At 73.3% G+C, this 21990-nt stretch carries 16 protein-coding genes; 10 read left to right on the top strand and 6 right to left on the bottom strand.

The genetic code is table 11. The features are described 5' to 3' along the window. The 3 genes from ACIF83_RS40745 to ACIF83_RS40735 are packed head-to-tail and all read right to left on the bottom strand — an operon-like array spanning window position 1 to window position 1978. Window positions 1-909, bottom strand: coding sequence for an aminoglycoside phosphotransferase family protein (locus ACIF83_RS40745; RefSeq protein WP_398141145.1), 909 nt, complete (start codon window positions 907-909; stop codon window positions 1-3). Window positions 910-959: 50 nt separating this feature from the next. After that, complete coding sequence (locus ACIF83_RS40740) at window positions 960-1445, bottom strand: ferritin-like domain-containing protein (RefSeq protein WP_393483557.1); 486 nt, start codon at window positions 1443-1445, stop codon at window positions 960-962. Continuing rightward, complete coding sequence (locus ACIF83_RS40735) at window positions 1442-1978, bottom strand: hypothetical protein (protein ID WP_393483560.1); 537 nt, start codon at window positions 1976-1978, stop codon at window positions 1442-1444. Before ACIF83_RS40735 ends, ACIF83_RS40740 begins: the two co-directional genes overlap by 4 nt. Before the next feature lie 220 nt (window positions 1979-2198). On the opposite strand from ACIF83_RS40735, the gene rimP reads away from it, so the two are divergent. From rimP to ACIF83_RS40690, 9 genes are all read left to right on the top strand, one after another. Continuing rightward, window positions 2199-2708 (top strand): ribosome maturation factor RimP, encoded by a 510-nt coding sequence (rimP, locus tag ACIF83_RS40730; protein ID WP_393483563.1) that lies wholly within the window; start codon window positions 2199-2201, stop codon window positions 2706-2708. A 2-nt stretch (window positions 2709-2710) separates the two neighbouring features. Then, window positions 2711-3709: a transcription termination factor NusA gene (gene nusA, locus ACIF83_RS40725; protein WP_393483565.1), complete on the top strand. Its 999-nt coding sequence runs from the start codon at window positions 2711-2713 to the stop codon at window positions 3707-3709. A gap of 101 nt (window positions 3710-3810) precedes the next feature. Beyond that, a complete protein-coding gene (locus tag ACIF83_RS40720; RefSeq protein ID WP_393483568.1) occupies window positions 3811-4092 on the top strand; it encodes a YlxR family protein in 282 nt (93 codons plus the stop codon). A gap of 166 nt (window positions 4093-4258) precedes the next feature. Next, window positions 4259-7345, top strand: a complete 3087-nt coding sequence (gene infB, locus ACIF83_RS40715) for a translation initiation factor IF-2 (protein ID WP_399735022.1) — start codon at window positions 4259-4261, stop codon at window positions 7343-7345. A gap of 194 nt (window positions 7346-7539) precedes the next feature. Then, window positions 7540-7833: a DUF503 domain-containing protein gene (locus ACIF83_RS40710; RefSeq protein WP_067301563.1), complete on the top strand. Its 294-nt coding sequence runs from the start codon at window positions 7540-7542 to the stop codon at window positions 7831-7833. A 40-nt stretch (window positions 7834-7873) separates the two neighbouring features. Next, window positions 7874-8335, top strand: coding sequence for a 30S ribosome-binding factor RbfA (gene rbfA / locus ACIF83_RS40705; RefSeq protein ID WP_386576392.1), 462 nt, complete (start codon window positions 7874-7876; stop codon window positions 8333-8335). After that, window positions 8332-9237, top strand: coding sequence for a tRNA pseudouridine(55) synthase TruB (gene truB, locus ACIF83_RS40700; RefSeq protein ID WP_393483576.1), 906 nt, complete (start codon window positions 8332-8334; stop codon window positions 9235-9237). Before rbfA ends, truB begins: the two co-directional genes overlap by 4 nt. A gap of 272 nt (window positions 9238-9509) precedes the next feature. Next, window positions 9510-13058: a trypsin-like peptidase domain-containing protein gene (locus ACIF83_RS40695; protein ID WP_399735018.1), complete on the top strand. Its 3549-nt coding sequence runs from the start codon at window positions 9510-9512 to the stop codon at window positions 13056-13058. Window positions 13059-13189: 131 nt separating this feature from the next. Further along, window positions 13190-14137, top strand: coding sequence for a bifunctional riboflavin kinase/FAD synthetase (locus ACIF83_RS40690; protein ID WP_393483582.1), 948 nt, complete (start codon window positions 13190-13192; stop codon window positions 14135-14137). A gap of 111 nt (window positions 14138-14248) precedes the next feature. Here ACIF83_RS40690 and ACIF83_RS40685 read toward each other — a convergent pair whose 3' ends face one another. From ACIF83_RS40685 to eccE, 3 genes are all read right to left on the bottom strand, one after another. Beyond that, window positions 14249-17740 carry an SCO5717 family growth-regulating ATPase gene (locus ACIF83_RS40685; RefSeq protein WP_399735015.1) on the bottom strand — a complete coding sequence of 1164 codons (3492 nt, stop codon included), beginning with the start codon at window positions 17738-17740 and terminating at the stop codon, window positions 14249-14251. 361 nt (window positions 17741-18101) lie between these two features. After that, on the bottom strand, window positions 18102-18866 hold the full coding sequence (locus ACIF83_RS40680; RefSeq protein WP_393483588.1) for a hypothetical protein: 765 nt from the start codon (window positions 18864-18866) through the stop codon (window positions 18102-18104). Continuing rightward, window positions 18866-20236, bottom strand: a complete 1371-nt coding sequence (eccE, locus tag ACIF83_RS40675; RefSeq protein ID WP_393483591.1) for a type VII secretion protein EccE — start codon at window positions 20234-20236, stop codon at window positions 18866-18868. The genes ACIF83_RS40680 and eccE overlap by 1 nt, the downstream gene beginning before the upstream one ends. A 206-nt stretch (window positions 20237-20442) precedes the next feature. Here eccE and eccB point away from each other — a divergent pair, with 206 nt between their 5' ends. Next, entirely contained in the window at window positions 20443-21966 is a 1524-nt protein-coding gene (gene eccB / locus ACIF83_RS40670) for a type VII secretion protein EccB (RefSeq protein WP_393483594.1), read from the top strand. The last annotated feature ends 24 nt before the right edge of the window (window positions 21967-21990 follow it).

Here is a 21990-nt window from a genome sequence, read left to right as displayed (position 1 = left end):
CTAGAGCCAGCCCGCGAACTCCAACAACAGCTCCGCATCCTTCGGCCGCCCGACCCGAAGCGCACGAACCCCCGACTCCACAGCCCGGAACAACGTCCACCCCCGCAGCCGCTCCAGATCCACGTCCAACGACTCCGCGAGCCGCTTGATCCGCCGCCTAGTGGTCGCCGCCCCCGACGGCGTCGCGATCAGATCCTCCACCCGATCCCGCACCAGCCGAGCCAGATCGAACGCACACTCACCGACGACCGGATCCGGCCCCACCGCCAGCCACGGCATCCGCTCCCCGGCGAGCACCTTGCTCTGCCGGAACGTGCCGTGCAGCAGCCGATGCTCAGGCGCGGACGCCGACAACTCCTCGCGCGCGCCCACAGCGGCGTCGACCAGCTCCGCCACTTCGGCGTACGCGGACGCCGTCGCCCGCATCGCCTCCGCCTGCCGACCCGTCCGCTCGGCCACCGTCTCGAAGGCGTGGTCGCCCGGCGGCTCCACCCACAGCCGCCGCAGCGTCCCCGCCGCCTCCAGCAGCGCCTTCGCCTCCGGCAGCGATCGCACCGACACGTCCGGGTGCAGCCGCTCCAGCAGCAGCACCCCCTCGGCGGCGTCCTCGGCATCCGTCTCAAGGAGCTGTACCGCGCCCAGGCCGGCCCAGTGCGCCAGCGCCGCCCGCTCGCTCTCGGGGCGGGCCCGGGGCGGGGCCAGCTTCAGTACCGCCGGGCTGTCGTCCGCCCGCCGGACCAGCACCACCAGGCTGCTGCGCCCGCCGGGTACCTGGACCCGCTCCACGGCCAACTCGCGCCGGGCGACCGCCCGCTCGGCAGTCCCGGGCAGCCGCGTCAGCCAGTCGTCCCCGGCCGGTGCCGTCTCACCGAGTGCCCGCACCAGCCGCTGGGGCGGTTCGAAAGCCATGCGCGAGTTGTTCCCTTCCTCCTGGGCCTGCCGTAGGGGCGGCTACACGATCACGTCGTCGGGGACGCCGAGGTACGGGGTCCAGCCGCACCTGCTTCGTCACCGGCCCGCTCGGCGAGCCCAGGGAAGGCTACGCTCTCCCCGCTCCAGCGCACCGCCCGCACCGCTGCCTCGCGCAGCGCCGCGGCCGCCGAGGCACGCCGCGCGCCGGTCGCCGCCCGCACCAGGTCCGAGTACACCCCGGCCACCCGCTCCTCCAACTCGGCGGCCAGCCGCACCGCGGCGGCCGCGTCCGGCACCTGGAACGGCAGCGCGTACGCGGCGCTCGCGGCGACCGGCTGGGTGCCCAGGTCGCGCACCTCGCGCACCAGCGCGTCCCGACGGGCCCGGTGCGCGTCGTACGCCCCCCGGGCGTCGGCCCGCCGCCGCTCGTCGATCCGCCCGCCGACGACGCCGTAGCCGTACACCGCCGCGTGCTCCGCGGCCAGTGCCGCCTGCAGGGCGGTCAGTTCGGCCTTCCGGGTCTCGTCGCTCACCTGGCCCCCTCGGTCAGCAGGTACGCGTGGGCCGCCCCGGCCGCCGCCACCGACGCCATCAGCCGGGCCAGTTCGCCCGGCACGTCCAGCAGGGCCTTGGTCCGCCGGTCGGCGAGGCCGCGCTCGGCGGCGGCGAGATCGGCGAGGGCGCCCTTCTCGGTGGCCGGCACGGCCTCGGGCGTCGCCGTGGCGGCCGCCGGGGAAGGAGACCTGGTGGCCGTGGGGGAGGGGGACCTGGTGGCCGCGGTGCCGCCGAACGCCTCCGCGTGCGCCGCCACTTCCGCGCGCAGCGGGCGCAGTAGCCCGGCCAGCGTCGGATGGGCGGCGAGCACGGCGTCGTAGCGCTCCAGCAGCCCCGCGCTGTCCTTGGCCGCACGCGCGCGTGCCCGTTCGGTCGCCGAGGGGGAGTCGCCGCTGTCCCCGGAGCCCGGATCGGCCGAACAGCCCACCAACAGGGCGGCTCCGGCGGCCGAGGCGAAAAGGGTTCTTCTGCGCGGCCCCGAGGGGGTGCGCGGCGGCGGAGGGTACGGCACTGCAGACGTCCTCGGGGAACTCGTACGAAAGGAACAACTTCGAAAGGAAGACAGCCAAAGGGCGGCACGCCCGTGATCACGGTACCCGCGCACCCCGTGCACGCCACTCACCGGCACCGCGCGTACACAGGTGGACGGCAACACTCCCCTCGACCGGATACCCTTTGACCAGACACGCGACCCATCCCACAACAGCACACGCGGCCGAGGAGTCACCCGGATGAGCACCACCCAGAGCGAGAGGCTGCGAGAGCTTCTGGAACCGCTCGTCACCTCCCAGGGGCTGGATCTCGAGGAGATCGCCGTGGACTCCGTCGGACGCAAGCGGGTGCTGCGCGTGGTCGTCGACTCCGACACCGGAGCTGATCTGGACGCCATCGCCGATGTGAGCCGCGCGCTCTCGGCGAAGCTCGACGAGACCAACGCGATGGGCGACGCCGCGTACGACCTGGAGGTCGGAACGCCCGGCGCGGAGCGCCTGCTCAGCGAGTACCGGCACTTCGTGCGCGCCACCGACCGGCTCGTGAAGTTCCAGCTGGCCGAGGGCGACGAGCTGGTCGCCAGGATCCTGAAGGCCGACGAGGACGGTCTCGACGTCGAGGTGCCCGGGGTGAAGGGCCGCAAGGCGACCACCCGTCGGCTCGGCTTCCCCGAGATCGCCAAGGCACGCGTTCAGGTCGAGTTCAACCGCAAGGACAAGAAGGACATGAAGGAAGAGGAGGAGGCGTAGCCGTGGACATCGACATGAGCGCCCTGCGGGGCTTGGTTCGGGAGAAGGAGATCTCCTTCGACCTGCTGGTCGAGGCGATCGAGTCGGCCCTCCTCATCGCGTACCACCGCACCGAGGGAAGCCGCCGGCACGCGCGCGTGGAGCTCAACCGGGAGACCGGCCACGTGACCGTGTGGGCGAAGGAGGATCCCGAGGACCTGGAGGAGGGGCAGGAGCCGCGCGAGTTCGACGACACCCCGTCGGGCTTCGGGCGGATCGCCGCCACCACCGCCAAGCAGGTGATCCTGCAGCGGCTGCGTGACGCCGAGGACGACGCCACGCTCGGCGAGTACGCGGGGCGCGAGGGCGACATCGTCACCGGAGTGGTCCAGCAGGGCCGCGACCCGAAGAACGTGCTCGTGGACATCGGCAAACTGGAGGCCATCCTGCCGGTGCAGGAGCAGGTGCCCGGCGAGTCGTACCCGCACGGCATGCGGCTGCGCTCGTACGTGGTCCGGGTGGCCAAGGGTGTGCGCGGCCCGTCCGTGACCCTCTCCCGCACGCACCCCAATCTGGTGAAGAAGCTCTTCGCCCTGGAGGTGCCGGAGATCGCCGACGGGTCGGTCGAGATCGCGGCCATCGCCCGTGAGGCCGGTCACCGCACCAAGATCGCCGTACGGTCCACCCGTGCGGGCCTGAACGCCAAGGGTGCCTGCATCGGCCCCATGGGCGGCCGGGTGCGCAACGTGATGGGCGAGCTGAACGGCGAGAAGATCGACATCGTCGACTGGTCGGACGACCCGGCCGAGATGGTGGCGAACGCGCTGTCACCCGCTCGGGTGAGCAAGGTGGAGGTCGTCGACATGGCCTCCCGTTCCGCCCGAGTGACCGTGCCGGACTACCAGCTGTCGCTGGCGATCGGCAAGGAAGGACAGAACGCCCGGCTCGCGGCCCGGCTCACCGGCTGGCGGATCGACATCCGTCCGGACACGGAGCAGGCCGGGGAGCGCGCCGGGGAATAGATCTCGGCCGTACGCCGCTGAGATCACGACAGCCTGCAGCAAGCAACTGTTCGACTTTTCCCCCGAAGGGGTGAGGTCGGTACGGGGAGGTAGACTAAGGAGTGTCTGGCCGGACGCGTGCCCGCGCATGCCCTGAACGCACCTGTGTGGGGTGCAGGCAGCGAGCGGCCAAGGACGATCTGCTGCGCACCGTGGCGGATCAGGAACAGTGCGTTCCCGATCCTCGCGGTACGCTGCCCGGCCGGGGTGCGTACGTACACCCCGACCTGGTCTGTCTCGACCAGGCGGTACGCCGCCGGGCGTTCCCTCGGGCGCTACGCGTCCCCGGGCCGCTCGACATAAAGGCGTTGCGTCAGTACGTCGAGCAGACAGACAGTTGCTGAGCAGGCAACACAGTAGGAAAGCGAGCCGTACGGATCCCACCGTGCGGCCTGGTACACCTCGCGAGTCGAAAGCAGGTCGAGATTGCGATGAGCACTCGATGAGTACGCGATGAGTACGCCCATGAACTAGCGACGGTCCGGCTTCCCCGGACCTCAAAGGAGCGAAGTGGCTAAGGTCCGGGTATACGAACTCGCCAAGGAGTTCGGTGTTGAGAGCAAGGTCGTCATGGCCAAGCTCCAGGAACTCGGTGAATTCGTCCGTTCGGCGTCTTCGACGATCGAAGCGCCTGTCGTACGCAAGCTGACCGACGCCTTCCAGGGTGGCTCCGGCAAGTCCGCCGGCAAGCCCGCCCCGCGCAAGGCCGCCCCCAAGCCCGCCGCGCCCTCTCCGGCGCAGGCGGCCCGTCCGGCTGCCCCGAGGCCGGCGGCCCCCAAGCCTCCGACGGCTCCGCAGCCCGCTGCTCCGGCGGCGGCCGCAACCCCGTCGGCCCCCCTGACTCCCTCGCCGGCCCCGGGCCCGCGTCCGGTTCCGGGTCCGAAGCCCGCGCCGCGTCCGGCCCCGGCCGCCCCGGAGTTCACCGCTCCGCCGGCCGCTCCGGCCGCGCAGGCCCCGCAGGCTCCGGCCGCGCAGGGTCCGCGTACCGGCGCCCGTCCTGGTGCCCCGAAGCCCGGCGGCCGTCCGGCCGCTCCCGGCCAGGGTCAGGGCCGTCCCGGTCAGGGTGCCCAGCGCCCCGGTGGTCAGGCCCCGCGTCCCGGCGCCCGTCCGGCCGGTCCGCGCCCGGGTAACAACCCCTTCACCTCCGGTGGCTCCACCGGCATGGCCCGTCCGCAGGCTCCGCGCCCGCAGGGCGGACCTCGTCCTGGCGGCCATGGTGGCCCCGGTGCCCCCGGCGCCGGTCCCCGTCCGCAGGGCCCCGGTGCCCAGGGCGGCGGTCCGCGTCCGCAGGCTCCGGGCGGTGCCCGTCCGTCGCCCGCCGGTATGCCCCGTCCGCAGGGTGGTCCGCGTCCCGGCCCGGCCGGTCCGCGCCCGAACCCCGGCATGATGCCGCAGCGTCCGGCTGCCGGCCCGCGTCCCGGTGGCGGTGGCCCCGGCGGCCGTGGTCCCGGTGGCGGCGGTCGTCCCGGTGGCGGCGGCGGTCGTCCGGGCGGCGGCGGCTTCGCCGGTCGTCCGGGTGGCGGCGGTGGCGGCTTCGCCGGTCGTCCCGGTGGTCCCGGTGGCGGTGGCGGCGGCTTCGCCGGTCGTCCCGGTGGTGGTGGTCCCGGTGCCGGCGGCGGTGGCCGTCCCGGCTTCGGTGGCCGTCCCGGTGGTCCCGGTGGCCGTGGTGGCACGCAGGGCGCCTTCGGTCGTCCCGGCGGTCCCGCGCGTCGCGGTCGCAAGTCGAAGCGGCAGCGTCGCCAGGAGTACGAGGCCATGCAGGCCCCGAGCGTCGGCGGCGTGATGCTGCCGCGCGGCAACGGCGAGACCATCCGTCTCTCCCGCGGCGCGTCGCTCACCGACTTCGCGGAGAAGATCAACGCCAACCCGGCGTCCCTCGTCGCGGTCATGATGAACCTCGGCGAGATGGTCACGGCCACGCAGTCCGTCTCCGACGAGACGCTGCAGCTCCTCGCGGGCGAGATGAACTACGAGGTTCAGATCGTCAGCCCCGAGGAGGAGGACCGCGAGCTGCTCGAGTCCTTCGATATCGAGTTCGGCGAGGACGAGGGCGACGAGGAGGACCTGGTGGTCCGTCCGCCGGTCGTCACCGTCATGGGTCACGTCGACCACGGTAAGACCCGACTGCTCGACGCCATCCGCAAGACGAACGTCATCGCGGGCGAGGCCGGCGGCATCACCCAGCACATCGGTGCCTACCAGGTCTCGACCGAGGTCAACGACGAAGAGCGCAAGATCACCTTCATCGACACCCCGGGTCACGAGGCGTTCACCGCCATGCGTGCCCGTGGTGCGAAGTCGACCGACATCGCGATCCTGGTCGTCGCGGCCAACGACGGCGTCATGCCGCAGACGGTCGAGGCGCTCAACCACGCCAAGGCGGCCGACGTCCCGATCGTCGTCGCGGTCAACAAGATCGACGTCGAGGGTGCCGACCCGACCAAGGTGCGCGGTCAGCTGACCGAGTACGGCCTGGTGGCCGAGGAGTACGGCGGCGACACGATGTTCGTCGACATCTCCGCCAAGCAGGGTCTGCACATCGACTCGCTGCTGGAGGCCGTGGTCCTCACCGCGGACGCCTCGCTCGACCTGCGGGCCAACCCGAACCAGGACGCGCAGGGCATCTCGATCGAGTCCCGTCTCGACCGCGGCCGTGGTGCCGTGGCGACGGTCCTCGTCCAGCGAGGCACGCTGCGGGTCGGCGACACGATGGTCGTGGGCGACGCCTACGGCCGAGTCCGCGCCATGCTCGACGACAACGGCAACAACGTCGCCGAGGCGGGCCCGTCGACGCCGGTCCAGGTCCTGGGTCTGACCAACGTCCCGGGTGCCGGCGACAACTTCCTCGTGGTCGAGGAGGACCGTACGGCCCGTCAGATCGCGGAGAAGCGCGCCGCCCGTGAGCGCAACGCGGCCTTCGCGAAGCGCACGCGCCGCGTGTCCCTCGAGGACCTGGACAAGGTGCTCAAGGCCGGCGAGATCCAGCAGCTGAACCTGATCATCAAGGGTGACGCTTCCGGTTCCGTCGAGGCCCTCGAGTCCTCCCTGCTCCAGCTGGACGTCGGCGAAGAGGTCGACATCCGCGTCCTGCACCGCGGCGTCGGTGCGGTCACGGAGTCCGACATCGACCTGGCGATGGGCTCCGACGCCATCGTGATCGGCTTCAACGTCCGTGCGGCCGGCCGCGCGGCGCAGATGGCCGAGCGCGAGGGTGTGGACGTCCGGTACTACTCGGTCATCTACCAGGCGATCGAGGAGATCGAGGCGGCCCTCAAGGGCATGCTCAAGCCGGAGTACGAGGAGGTCGAGCTCGGTACGGCGGAGATCCGCGAGGTCTTCAAGTCGTCCAAGCTGGGCAACATCGCCGGTGTGCTCATCCGGTCCGGCGAGGTCCGACGCAACACCAAGGCCCGCCTCATCCGCGACGGCAAGGTGGTCGCGGAGAACCTCAACATCGAGGGTCTGCGTCGCTTCAAGGACGACGTCACCGAGATCCGCGAAGGCTACGAGGGTGGTATCAACCTCGGCAACTTCAACGACATCAAGGTCGACGACGTCATCGCGACGTACGAGATGCGGGAGAAGCCGCGGGCGTAACGCCCACGGTTCGTGCTGGCCGACGGGACTCCGGTCCTGTCGGCCAGCGCGCCGTTCCCGGGCTCCGACCGGAGTCCAGGGTGCGGTAAAACCCCGTCGAGCCTCAGGCAGGAACGGGGTACCGTTCTTGATGTCCCCGGCCACACGGACCCGGGGCCATCGATCCCGTACCGGCGGGTGAACCGGCTACACACATGTACGTGGGGACTCTGTCCTTCGACCTCCTCCTCGGCGACGTCCACTCGCTGAAGGAGAAGCGCTCCGTCGTCCGCCCGATCGTCGCCGAACTCCAGCGGAAGTACGCCGTGAGCGCGGCGGAGGTGGACCACATGGACCTCCACCGGCGAACGATCATCGGCCTGGCCATGGTCTCCGGCGACGCGGCGCACCTCACCGACGTACTGGACCGGTGCGAACGGCTGGTCGCCGGCCGTCCCGAAGTGGAGCTGCTGTCCGTGCGGCGGCGCTTCCACGGCGACGACGACTGACCACAGAACGCAAGAAGAAGAAAGAACGGGAGACGGACCAGTGGCCGACAACGCGCGGGCGAAAAGGCTGGCGGACCTCATCCGGGAGGTGGTGGCCCAGAAGCTGCAGCGCGGGATCAAGGACCCGCGGCTCGGCTCGCACGTCACCATCACGGACACCCGGGTCACGGGTGACCTGCGGGAGGCGACCGTCTTCTACACGGTCTACGGGGACGACGAGGAGCGGCAGGCCGCGGCCGCCGGACTGGAGAGCGCCAAGGGCATCCTGCGCTCCGAGGTCGGCCGCGCGGCGGGCGTGAAGTTCACGCCGACCCTCACCTTCGTCGCGGACGCCCTCCCGGACACCGCCCGGACCATCGAGGACCTCCTCGACAAGGCACGGCAGTCCGACGCGAAGGTCCGCGAGGCCTCCGCTGGCGCGGCGTACGCGGGCGGCGCCGACCCGTACCGCAAGCCGGCCGAGGACGAGAGCGCCGAGACGGACGGCGACGCCGCGGAATGACCCAGAAGCACACCACGCCCGACGGCCTTGTCATCGTCGACAAGCCGTCGGGCTTCACTTCGCACGACGTGGTCGCCAAGATGCGCGGCATCGCACGTACCCGCCGCGTCGGCCACGCCGGCACCCTCGACCCGATGGCCACGGGCGTCCTCGTCCTCGGTGTGGAGCGCGCCACCAAGCTCCTCGGGCACCTCGCCCTCACCGAGAAGGAGTACCTGGGCACCGTCCGCCTGGGCCAGAACACGGTCACCGACGACGCCGAGGGGGAGATCACCTCCTCCACCGACGCGTCCAAGGTGACCCGTGACGCCATCGACGCCGGCATCGCCAAGCTGACCGGCGACATCATGCAGGTGCCGTCCAAGGTCAGCGCCATCAAGATCGACGGCGTTCGGTCGTACAAGCGGGCCCGCGAGGGCGAGGAGTTCGAGATCCCCGCCCGGCCGGTGAAGGTCTCCTCCTTCGCGGTGTACGACGTCCGGGACGCCGTCGCCGAGGACGGCACCGCCGTGCTCGACCTGGTCGTCTCGGTGGTCTGCTCCTCCGGCACCTACATCCGTGCCCTCGCCCGCGACCTGGGCGCGGACCTGGGCGTCGGCGGCCACCTCACCGCGCTCCGCCGCACCCGCGTCGGGCCGTACAAGCTCGACTCCGCGAAGACGCTGGACCAGCTCCAGCAGGAGCTGACCGTGATGCCGATCGCCGAGGCCGCCGCGGCCGCGTTCCCGCGCTGGGACGTGGACGCCAAGCGTGCCCGGCTGCTCCTCAACGGCGTCCGGCTGGAGATGCCCGAGGCGTACGCGGGCGTCGGCGCCGTCGCCGTCTTCGACCCCGAGGGCCGTTTCCTCGCGCTGGTCGAGGAGCACAAGGGCAAGGCGAAGAGCCTGGCCGTCTTCGGCTGACCGGCGTCCCGTACCGCGCCGCTCCACGGAGCCAAGTCCGTGGAGCGGCGGCCACGGGGTACTGCCCTTGCCGCCGCTCCACGGTCCCCCCTCGGTTCCCCCACCCCTAGGGTGTATCCAGCCGCCCCCGCCTATTCACCCGACCGGGCAGGCGCTCGGAGTGAAGCGGGGGAGCGGAAGGGGGCGCTTTCACGTCGCGTGCTGTCCCGCTGATCACCACGCCCCTACCGTCGATCACGAGGGCACGTGTGCACGGGCGGGGAGGTACGGCCATGGTGGGTCGGGGCGGTGATGCGAACCGTACCGGCGTCTTCGGCCGGGTCCGGGACGACTTCGGCCGGGCACGGGACGAGGGTCACAGAGACCACGACGAGAGCCGCTGGGACGGCACGGACCGTGCCGACGACCCGGCTCGCACAGACGTCACACACGTTCTCGTCCGGATCCGCGACCTGGCCGGCCGCCCCCGCGGGGTCGGCTTCCTGGCCGACCACCACGGCACCCTCCTCACCAGCCACGAGGCCGTCGACGGACTCGGCCGGCTGGTCCTGCACACCGCCACGGACCGCACCTGCGTGCTCGGCGCCGACGCGGTCACCCCGCTGCCCGCGCTCGGCCTCGCCCTGGTCCGCACCGAGGACCTGGGCGTGGCCCCCCTCCCGCTGACCGTTCGGGAGCGCGTCGAGGCCGGCACCTACGTCCGGATCGCCGCGGGCTGCTGGCGCGAGGCACGCGTGCTCGCCGCCACCCATGTGACGTACACCGCCACCGACCGCTTCCACCTCATCGAGGACGCCCTGGAACTGGCCGTCGGCACCGCCGGCCGGGACGCACTCCGGCTCGGCGGCGGCGCCTCCGGGGGACCGGTGCTGGACGCGGCGACCGGCGCCGTCGTGGGCGTCCTGGGCACCGCCCTGCACTCCGACGGGCGTGACGCCGGCTTCGCGGTGCCGCTGCGGCCGGCCGACGGCCCGCTGGCCGAGCTGCTCGCCCGCAACGCGGCCACCGTGCCCGCCTACGGCGCCGACCTCAACCTGGCCGGCGTCCTGGAGCTGACGGCCACCTCGGTGGGCCAGGACGGCCCGCCGGGCGCCCTCGCCGGGTACGTCGGTACGACCGGTCCCGGCCGTGTGCAGCCGGTCGAACGCGCCGATGCGGTACGGGAGTTGTCCTCCTTCGCCGACGGCGGGAGCGCCGCCGTGCTCGGCCTGGTCGGCGCCCCGGGCAGCGGCCGTACGACGGAACTCGCGGCCCTCGCCGCCCGCCGGGGCCGGAGCGAGCGGCCCGCGCCCACACTGTGGTTGCGCGGCGCCGACCTGAGGGACGCCGACGACTCCGTGGCCGACGCGGCCCGCCGCTCCCTGCGGCGCGCCGTCCGGATCGTCGCGGCCGCACGTTCCGCGCACCCCGCCGACCTCGGCGAGCTCACCCCCGAGCGGCTGGCCCGCCTTGCCGGGCAGGCCGGCCGCCCGCTGCTGCTCCTGCTCGACGGTCCCGAGGAGATGCCCCCGGTCCTCGCCCACCGGCTGCCCGAGTGGACCAGGGGGACGGCCGCCTGGCTGCGGGAGACCGGGGCACGGCTGGTGGTGGCCTGCCGGGAGGAGTACTGGGAGCGCGCCGGGGCCGAGTTCCCGGCGGACCTGCGCCACGGGCCGGCGTGTGTGCGGCTCGCCGACCTCACCCGGGACGAGGCCCGCACGGCCCGGGCCCGCTACGGCGTCCCGGACGGCGCCCTCATCGACCGTGACGCCCGGCACCCGCTCACCCTGCGCCTCCTCGCCGAGGTCCGGGCCGCCCTCCCGGACGCCCCGCCCGTCGGGCCGCTCGACCGGCACGAGGTCTTCGCCGCCCACCTCGATCTGATGTGCCTGCGCATCGCGGTCCGCCTCGCCGCCGAGAACGGGCTGCGCGGCACGGCCGTGCGGCGGCTCGCGGCCCGGGTGGCCGGGCAGGTGCACGAGGCCGCCCGGTGCAGCCTCGGCCCCGGCCAGGGCGAGCTGGACCGGGCCTCCTTCGAGGCGGTGTTCCCCTGGGGGCCCGCCCCGGCCCGGCTCGGCGGCGGCTCCGGTTGGGCCTCCGCCGTCCTCACCGAAGGCCTCCTGGTCCCGGCCGGCGGCGGGTACCGCTTCGCCTACGAGGAGCTGGCCGACTGGATCCAGGGCATGCACCTCGACCTGGACGAGGCCCTGCACGCCCTGGTCCACCGCCCCCGCACCCCGCAGGGAGCCCACCCGCTCCCCGTCCCGCACCACCGCGTCGGCCCGGTCGTCCAGGCACTGCTCCTCCTCGGCCGCCAGCAGGGCCCCCGCCAACTCTCCTTCAAGCTAACGGAGTTGGTGGACGCCCTGGACCTGGATCCCACGTCCTGGTGGGCCGCCCGGCTGCTCGCCCGCACCCTCCTGCAGGTCCCGGACGCGACGCCGTACACGGAGGTGCTCCGCCTCCTGGCCGACCGCGTCGTCGCCTGGAGCCTGGGCGGGCGGCCCCTGCCGTCCGAGTTCGGCCCCGCCTTCTGGACCGCCCTGCCCCTCCCGGAGGCGGAGCGCTTCGCACTGCTGCGGGAGCTGGTCCTCGCGGACCGGGAACCGTCGGAGCCGGGGTGCGCCGCCGCGGGCGAGCGCCACCTGGACGCCGTGGCCCGGCTGCTCGCCGCCGAACCCGGTGCCGTACAGCCGCAACTCACCCGCTGGTTCGACGACGAGCGGCCGCTGCCCGCGACCCCGCACGCCACCGTGGCGACCGCCGCGCAGGCCCTGCTGCACACGCACCGGCACGGAGCCCTGGACGACCTCACCGAGGTGCTGGTGGAGAGCGCGCACCCCAGGGCCGAAGAGCTGCTCGTCGGCCTCGCCGAGGACGAGCCCTCGGCGGTCTGCCGGGCCGTCGACCGCTGGGCCCACGACGAGCGCCCCGCCCGCCGGGTGGCCGCGGTGGCGTACGGCCTGCGCGCGGCCTCCCACGTCCGCTCGGCCGCCGACCGTGAACTGCTGCGCTACGCCGCCCTCGCCCTGCTCGCCCGCCCCGCCGACTGCACCGTGCACGGCGGCGCCCTCGCCGTCCTGGTGCGTGACCCGGACACCCGCGACCGTCATCTCGCCGAGGCCCTGCGCCACTTCGCCGACGGCGACCCGCAGTTCCCACCCGACGCCCTGGTCCCGGCCCTGACCAGCCACCCCGAACCGGTCCTCGAGGCCTTCCGCGCCCGTCTGCGCGGCGGCCCGGACGCCGGGGAGACGCTCCGCACGCTCGCCGACGTCACCACCCCGGCCCTGGCCCGCCGGGTCGCCACCCTGGTCCGGGAGGCGGTGGGGCTGCGGCCGGAGACCGCCGGACACGTGGCCGCGTACGTCGACCGACGCCTCGACCAGGGCCCCGCCGCCCGCCCCGTCCTGTTGCCCCTCGTCACCGGCCTCCTCGACGGCGGCCCCGAAGGGGTCCGGGCGGCCCTCGCCACCGTGCTCGCCGCCCCCGGCGCCCCCGCCTCCCGCCCGCTGCGCCGCGAGCTGCTGGACTTCCTGCTCGCCCACGAGCACGAGCCGGACGTCCTGGACGCCGTCCTGCAGGCGGCGGCCCCGCACGGCGAGGGCCGGGACGCGGAGCTGCGCGCACTGGTCCACCGCACCGGCCTCCTCCTCGTCCGTACCCCCGACGGCGCGACCCGGTTCGACTGGGGCCTGGTCGTCCTGTCCCGGCACGTGCCCGGCTTCGCCGCACGGCTGGCCCGCTGGCTGGGCGAGACCCCTCAGGACTGGGCCGCGGTGGTGGGCCCCAGCGCCCGCCGCATGATCGAGAACCTGGCGGGCGTGCGCGTACCGGCCTGAGCGCCCGCCGGGAACGTGCGCCCGGTCACAGCCCCCATGCCGATGCGGGCCCCGGGCACCCGGCATGGCACCCTTAGACCTGCACAAGAGGTCAACGGTAGACACGGACACGGGTTCGAGGAGCGGTCACAGTGCAGCGCTGGCGTGGCTTGGAGGACATTCCCCAGGACTGGGGGCGCAGCGTCGTCACCATCGGTTCCTACGACGGTGTTCACCGCGGCCACCAGCTGATCATCAAGCATGCCGTCGACCGCGCCCGCGAGCTGGGCGTCCCGGCCGTCGTCGTCACCTTCGACCCGCACCCGAGCGAGGTCGTCCGCCCCGGCAGCCACCCGCCCCTGCTCGCCGCGCACCACCGCCGTGCCGAGCTGATGGCGGAGCTGGGCGTCGACGCCTGCCTCATCCTCCCCTTCACCACCGAGTTCTCGAAGCTGTCGCCGGCCGACTTCGTCGTCAAGGTGCTGGTCGACAAGCTGCACGCCAAGGCGGTCGTCGAGGGCCCGAACTTCCGCTTCGGCCACAAGGCGGCCGGCAGCGTGGAGTTCCTCACCGAGCAGGGCAAGGTCTACGACTTCGAGGTCGAGGTCGTGGACCTGTACGTCAGCGGTGCGGCGGGCGGCGGCGAGCCGTTCTCCTCGACCCTGACCCGGCGCCTGGTCGCCGAGGGCGACGTGGCCGGCGCCCGCGAGATCCTGGGCCGCCCGCACCGGGTGGAGGGCGTGGTCGTCCGCGGCGCCCAGCGCGGCCGCGAGCTGGGCTTCCCCACGGCCAACGTCGAGACGCTCCCGCACACCGCGATCCCCGCCGACGGCGTGTACGCCGGCTATCTGCACGCGCAGGGCGAGGTCATGCCCGCCGCGATCTCCGTCGGCACGAACCCGCAGTTCGACGGCACCGAGCGCACGGTGGAGGCGTACGCCATCGACCGCGTCGGCCTCGACCTGTACGGCCTGCACGTCGCCGTCGACTTCCTGGCGTACGTGCGCGGCCAGGCGAAGTTCGAGTCGCTGGAGGCCCTGCTGGAGCAGATGGCCGAGGACGTGAAGCGGTGCCGGGAGATCGTCGCCGAGGAGGCGTAGGCCTGCGTTCTTCGTAGGCCTGAGTTCCTCCACGACTCTTCTTCTGCTTCTACGACACGAAGGGGCGGCCGGTGCGATGAGCACCGGCCGCCCCTTCGTCGTGCCGTCCTACTACTGCGGCGGCGGGGCCTGCGGAGGCTGCCCGCCCTGCGGGGGCTGCGGGTAGCCGTACAGCTCGGGCTGGGGCGGCCGGCCCTGCGGCGGCTGTCCCTGCTGGGGCGGGTACGGCTGGCCCGGGGCGGCCTGCGGGTGGGGCAGGCCCGGCTGCTGGGGCGAGTACGGCTGCGGCTGGCTCTGCTGCGGCGGGTAAGGCTGACCGGGGTAAGGCTGGCCGGGGTACTGCTGACCAGGCATGGGCTGACCCGGCATCGGCTGACCAGGCATGGGTTGACCCGGCATCGGCTGACCAGGCATGGGTTGACCCGGCATCGGCTGGCCCGGCATCGCATGGCCCGGCATCGGCGGGGCGGCCACCGGCGGCGGGTTGCCGTCGCTCGTCCACAGCCCGTGCGACTGCTGGTGGCGTACGAAGTCCTCGGCGACCATGGCGGCGAGGTTGAAGTAAGCCTCGCGCACCTTGGGCCGCATCATGTCGAGGTCCACCTCGGCACCGGCGGCCAGGTGCTCGTCGAACGGCACCACGATCACACCGCGGCAGCGCGTCTCGAAGTGCGACACGATGTCCTCGACCTTGATCATCTTGCCGGTCTCGCGGACCCCGGAGATCACGGTGATGGAGCGGGAGACCAGGTCGGCGTAGCCGTGCGCGGACAGCCAGTCCAGGGTCGTACTGGCGCTGCTCGCACCGTCGACGGACGGCGTCGAGATGATGATGAGCTGGTCGGCGAGGTCGAGCACCCCGCGCATCGCGCTGTACAGCAGACCCGTACCCGAGTCGGTCAGGATGACCGGGTACTGCCGGCCGAGCACGTCTATCGCGCGCCGGTAGTCCTCGTCGTTGAACGTGGTCGAGACGGCAGGGTCGACGTCGTTGGCGATGATCTCCAGACCGGAGGGCGCCTGCGACGTGAACCGGCGGATGTCCATGTACGAGTTGAGGTACGGGATCGCCTGGACCAGGTCGCGGATGGTCGCACCGGTCTCCCGGCGCACTCGCCGGCCGAGCGTGCCGGCGTCCGGGTTCGCGTCGATGGCGAGGATCTTGTCCTGCCGCTCGATGGCGAGGGTGGAGCCGAGGGCGGTGGTGGTGGTCGTCTTGCCGACACCGCCCTTGAGGCTGATGACCGCGATCCGGTAGCAGGACAGCACCGGCGTGCGGATCAGCTCCAGCTTGCGCTGCCGCTCCGCCTCCTCCTTCTTGCCGCCCAGCTTGAAGCGGGACGCGGCGGCCGCGGGCCGACCGCTCTTCGCCTTCTGCTTCTTGGAGTTGAGCAGCCGGTCCGAGGACAGCTCCACGGCCGCGGTGTAACCCAGCGGCGCCGCACCCGGGTTGGTCATCTGCCGCTGGTCGTGCTGCACGGGCTGCGGCCAGGCGGCACCGGCACGGGGATCGACGGCCGGCTGCGGGGCGCCCTGCGCGGCCTCGGGGTTCTGCGGGGGCTGGGGCTGCTGTCCGGGCTGCGGGAAGCCGTAACCGCCGGGCTGGGCGGGAGGGTTGGGGGTGCCGGGCTGCGGGAAGCCGTAGCCGGACTGCGGGTTGGGGCCGCTGGGGGCCTGCTGTTGTCCGGGCTGCGGGAAGCCGTAGCCCCCGGGCTGGGCCGGCGGGGTGGGGGTGCCGGGCTGCGGGGCGCTCTGAGCGGCCTCGGGGTTCTGCGGGGGCTGGGGCTGTTGTCCGGGCTGGGGGAAGGCGTAACCGCCGGGCTGGGCGGGAGGGTTGGGGGTGCCGGGTTGCGGGGCGCTCTGAGCGGCCTCGGGGTTCTGTGGGGGCTGGGGCTGTTGTCCGGGCTGCGGGAAGCCGTAGCCCCCGGGCTGGGCGGGAGGGTTGGGGGTGCCGGGCTGCGGGAAGCCGTAGCCCGACTGCGGGTTGGGGCCGCTCGGGGTCGGCTGCGGCGCCGGAGGCTGCGGGAAGCCGTAACCGCCCGGCGGGGTCGGCTGCGGTGCGGGTGCCGTCGGCTGCTCCGCCGAAGGGGCGGGGACGCCGGGGGCACCGGGGACCCCAGGAGCGCCCGGGGTGTAGGGCCCGCCCGGCTGCGGTGCGGGCTGCGCCGGAGCCGGCGGAGTCGGCATGCCCGGCTGGTTCCAGGCGGCGGGCGCGGGCTGCGGCGCCTGCGGCTGGAACGGCGGCTGCTGGGGCGGCACGGCCGACTGCCCCGGAGCGGCGTGGGGCTGCGCCTGGGCGGCGTTCGGCTGCGGCATCGACGGGTCGGCCGGCAGGGGCTGCGCGGGCCACTGTGCGGCCGGGGCCGGAGCGGCGGGCTGGTAGGAGGGCGGCAGCGGGGGCACATTGCCCTGCGGCGCCGGTGGGGGAGCCCAGCCGGGCTGGGCTCCCGGTGCGGCTTCGGGGCCTGCGGGGGCGGATCCGGTGGCCTGCGCGGCTTCAGGGCCGGTGGGTGCGGATGCGGTGGCCTGCGCGGCCTCGGGGCCGGCGGGGGCCGATGGGGCGGCCTGTGCGGCCTCGGGGCCGACAGGGGCGGATGCGGCGACCTGTTCGGCTTCCGGGGCCACTGCCGTGGGGCCGTCGCCCTGCGCGTCCGCGCCCGCGGCGAGAGCCTCGCCCTCCTGGGCGTCGCTGTTCTCCGAGGCAGCCGTCTGCGCCTGCGCGCTCGGCGCGGAGGCCGCCTCCGGGGACGCGCCGTCGGCCTGGGCGGCGTCGGCGCCGGCCGTGTCTTCTTCGCCGTGCTCGTGCTCGCTGACGGGCGCGGACTCGTCACCGGTGGCCGGGAGGTCGGTCTCCGCGGCGTCCTTGTGGGCGTCCGGCTCCGTTCCCTCGGACGCGCTGTCGCCGGTGTCCGGCTCCTCGCCCACGTGCGCCGTGGCAGCAGCGGAGGACTTGTCCTCGGCGTCCGTGTCCGCGTCCGCGTGCGCGTCCGCCTCCGGAACGCCGTCGCCGTCCCCGCCCGCCGCCGACTCGGCAGTACCGACCCGCTGTTCGGCGGAGGGCTCGCTGCCGTACACGTGGCTGCCGGTGTCGGTGTTCGTACCGGCCTGCTCGGCAGCGGCCGCCGCGGCGGACCGCTCCGCGATCTCCCGCTTCAGCGCGGAGGAGGAGATTCGCATGGTCGCGCCGCTGACGAGGTCTCCGCTGTCCCCCTCGGTCGGCACCAAGGGCGCGACGACAGGGGGGAGCGGGGCCTGGGGCGGGGCGGCAGGCGGGGCGACGGGGGCGGCCGGGGTCGCAGGCGGGGCGGCAGGGGCGGACCCCGCCGTCCAGGCCGGCTGGAAGCCGCTACCGGGCGGCACGTCCGGAACCCCGAAGGGCTGGCCGACCGGCGGCGGAGGCGCGGCGGGAGTGGCCGCCGGTGGCGGCACCGGAGCCGAAGCGGGCGCACCGGACGCACCGCCCGACGCGTTCTGCGTGTACCAGGCGGGCGGCGCGTAGTCGATCGTGAACTCGCCCGTCATCTCGATGCCGGACTCCGCGTCGGTCTGGTCGTCGTCGGGTGTGTCCCAACCCCCGCGGATCCCGTCCCGATCGCTGTTCACAGTTCCTCCTGGTGTGGTCGAACACCCTTGTGCCGTGCTTGGGGGCGACCGTTCCTGTCGTACGATTCGCCGGGCTTCCCCCTGGGGCCGGTTGGCCCCTTTTGTCGCGGAGCGCGCACCGCCCGCTCACGGAAACTCGCGACGTGCCCGGCACCAGCCTAATCACCTGAAGCGCGGGCCCGGCAGGCCCGGCCGCCCCTTCGTGCCCGTCCGACGCGTCACACCGGGCCCGAGACCTCCGCGGCACATGTCTACGTACATCAAAACGTGACGAAGGCGCGGCGCGCTCAGCCCTCGATAGCACATGAATTCACGCGATAGCGCGCCAGTTCCCGTGATAACGGACCAAGTTGGACGTCCGTCAGTCCATCCGGCGTGCCACGCCCAGCAGTCCGGTCTCGGCATCCGTCGCGCGCGTCACCACGTACTGCCGGTCCCGCTCCGTGCACCACAGCGTCACGCCGTCCGGCAGCGTGGGCAGCGACTCGAGCTCCGTACGCGGCAGCCCGAGCACGCGCCCGATCTCCGCCGCCTCGTCCGGCGACACGCGCTGCACGCCCACCAGACGCGCCTGACGCATCAACCGCGGCGCCACCGGGCTGAGATACGGCAGCAGGGTCAGCACCGACTGCCACGGCGCCGACACCACGCGCCCGCGCGGGGGCCGCATACCGCAGTCCCGCACCACGAGCACGGGCGTGCCGGCCGAGGCGCCCTGCGGGGGCACGCGGCCGACGTCGTACACCGCGAGGCCGTTCTGCCCGCCGCCCATGGCGTGCACCATCGGCATCCAGGCCTGCGCCCGGCCCGTCTCCACGGCCACGCGCGCGCCCGTCGCGGCCGCGCGCAGCGCCATGACCTGCGCGGTCCACAGGCCGCCGATGAGCACGATGTCGTAGGGCGTCGGACGGTTCACCCCGAGCACGGCGGGCTGGCCCTCGGCGTTGTCGCCGACCACCACTCCGTCGTCGCCTATCGGCAGGGACAGCGCGTCGGCCTGCTCCAGGGGCAGCGCGTGCCGCGGGTGACGGGGGCCCAGCAGGCCGAAGCCGGTGCGCAGCCGCTCGCCGAGGCCCGGCGCCGACCGGTTCGTCTCCGAAGGGGCGGGCGAAGTCGTCATGGCCATCAGCGGGCACCTCCGAGCGGCAGAGTGGCGAGAACGCCGGGGAGTTGTTCACGGTCCAGGCGCGCGAGCCCGGTCCGCGTCTGCCGCGCAGCCTGCTCCAGATCGCGCCGCGCGTTGGTCAGCTCCTGGTTGCTGCGGCCGGTGATCCGCAGATGGCCGGTGATGGCCACGTCCTGCTGCGTGCCCTTGGCCAGCGTCAGGCTGAAGGTCGTCGCCAGCGCGGGAACCGCCGTGAGCTGCGCCACCAACTGCGCCAGCGACCCGCCGGATCCGCCCAGTTGGGGCCAGCGGCGCACCCAGTAGGTGGTGTGCCGGCGGTTGTCGCAGCGCCAGCTGCGGCTGGACTCCTCGGTTCGGCGCTGCTGCGCCTCGCCCCGCCCGGCCTGGGCCGCCTGAGCCGTCACCATCGGGTTGGCGCACGCGGAGGTGGCGATGGCGGCCGTCAGCTCCTCCTCGGTGAGCACGTTCGCCTGGAACCCGGCGCCGGTCAGCCGGCTCGCCAGGTGCTCGGCCGAGCGGGTCAGGCACTTCTGCGCGCCCACCAGCCCGCCGCCGCGCGCGGCCACCGCCTCCGGGCACAGCTCGGGATCGAGCTTCAGCGCGATCCACGTGATGCGCACCGCGGGGGAGCCGGTCTGGGCCTGCAGCGGCGCGTAGTTGCTGACCACGACCGACTGCTGGGGCAGGTGCAGCGCGGGTGCGGGCTGCGTGTGCACCACGATCTGCGCCGACTCCAGCCGGATTCCGTCGACTTCGAGGACGTCCCGCACCAGGGCCAGAGGCAGCGGTCTGCGGCTGCGCTCCGCGCGCAGCGCGTCGGCGCCCGACTCCACCTGGAGCACCGCCGTCAGGAAGCCGCCGTCGCCCACCATGCCGATGGGTCGCTGGTCGCGGTCGTCGCCGCGGCTGTAGCTGTACGTGCGCAGGGTCGGGTCGCACTCCACGGCGGGCGCGAGACCGGAGTCGGTGCCCGGCGGCACCGGTGTGCTCGCGGCCCGCCGCCTGCGGGCCCGCAGCGCCAGCAGGGTGCCGAGCCATTCCGGCAGGGAGCGCCCCCGGCGTCGTACGACGGCGAGCACCACGAACACGGCGGCAACGGTGACGGCGGCGATCAGCGCGACCATACCGAGAAGCCACCCGCACACCACGAGCGCGCCCGCGATCTCCAGCAGCACCAGCCGCTGCACCGCGAACGAACCGCCGCGCCCCGAACGGGACTCCAGATGTGGCGCGAAAGCGCCCTGATACGGCGTGGGTGCCTGCTGGGCGCCCGGCCGGGGGGAAGAAGTGCCACGACCACGCGACCGGCGCGTGCCACCCGATCGTGACCCCGATTGCGATCGCGACCGGGTCCGCGTTGCGGAAGCCATCACTCCAAAACCCCCGAACTCTCCCGAAAACCCTTGCGCTCCGGTCCCTTCAAGCCCTGAGCACCCTACCCGTGCCACACGCACGTCCTAGCAACAGGCATAGTAGGGGCCGGGTCTGACAGTCGAGACACCAGAGGCAACCGAGGGCGGGGGACGGATCTTCACAGGTCCCCCACGGCTCCGCAACGGGGAGAGAGCGGACACAGATGGCATCACGGCGGGACGAACTCAACGCCTACACCTTCGCGAAGCGCCGTACGCTCGCATCATTCCTGCAGCCTTCCCCCTCCGGCTCGGAGGAGGGCGCCCCCAAGCCGCTGGGCGCACTGGTGCCCGGCGCCGTCGTCGGCGTGGTGATCCTCGCGGTGTTCGGCGCGATCGGCATGTTCAGCCCGACCGCGCCCAAGGGTTGGGACAAACCCGAAGAACACGTCATCGTCGCAAGCGAGTCGACCACGCGGTACGTCGTCCTGAAGACGGGCACACAGACGCAGCTGCACCCGGTCCTCAACATGGCCTCGGCCAAGCTCCTTCTGGACCCCAGTCACGACAGCGTCATCACCGTCGACGAGAAGATCCTGGACAGCGGCAAGCCCCCGCACGGCGCCACCATCGGCATCCCCTACGCCCCCGACCGCCTGCCCACCTCGGACGAGGCCTCGACCGCCAAGCGCTGGATGGTCTGCGAACGCCCCGGCGACGGAGGCCGCGCCATCCAGAAGGCGGCGTTCGTTCTCGCGAAGAGGGAATGGCCGAAGACGGAGGGGCCGAACAAGCTCACCCACGGTGACCTGATGTACGTCGTCGCCCCGGACGGCAAGACCCAGTACGTCGTCGACGCGCGGGGCATGGCGTACCAGATCGCCGACCCGGCCGACAAGGAACTGCTCAAGGCCCTCGACACCCAGGGCCGCGCCCCGCAGCGCGTCTCCCAGCAATGGCTCGACACCCTTCACAAGGGCAGCCCGATCGCGATCCCGCCGATCCAGGGCACGCCCGGCGCGAAGGCCAACGCCTCGCCCCTGCTGCGCCAGTACGACAAGATCGGCGAGGTCATCAAGGCCTACGACGGCCAGTCGATGCAGTACTACGTCGTGCTGCAGGGAAAGGTCGCCCGGATCTCCGAGTTCACGGCCACGCTCCTGCTCAACAGCGGGGACCTCATCGGCACGGACCAGGCCGGTGAGGCGCAGCAGGTCAGCCCCGGCGCGGTCGCCGACAGCACGACGTTCGACGGGAACAAGAACTGGCCGACGTACAAGCCGAAGACGGTGAACGACGGCTCCAGCACCACGAGCGGCCGCAACACGGTCTGCAACGTCATGCGCTCGGTCGCCGGCAAGGGCCGGACCACGCTGTCGACCTGGGTGGGCACGGACTTCCCCGCCCAGCTGCCCACCGGCTCCTCCAGCGGTTACGTCACCGCCGGCTCCGGCCAGCTCTACCGCCAGTTCCAGGGCACGGAGACCGACGCCGGCGGTGTCTTCCTGGTCACGGACACGGGCCTGCGCTACGCCCTGCAGTCCAACAGCGACAGCGCCACCGACGACCAGGGCATCGGCACCTCCGCCAAGCAGCGCAAGGAGGAGCTGACCGAGGCGAAGATCGCCCAGACCCGTCTCGGCTACGAGAACGTCAAGCCCACGCCCATTCCCCTGGAGTGGTCCAGGTTCCTGCCGACGGGCCCGCGCCTGTCGGAGGCGGCGGCGCGGCAGCCGCAGGGTTCGTAGCGGAGCGGGCGGAGGAGAAGCGAA

Source organism: Streptomyces sp. NPDC085866 (assembly GCF_044541035.1).
GTDB lineage: Bacteria > Actinomycetota > Actinomycetes > Streptomycetales > Streptomycetaceae > Streptomyces.
The sequence above is the reverse complement of the archived record's forward strand: the minus strand, read 5'-3'. Positions and strand labels throughout refer to the sequence as shown.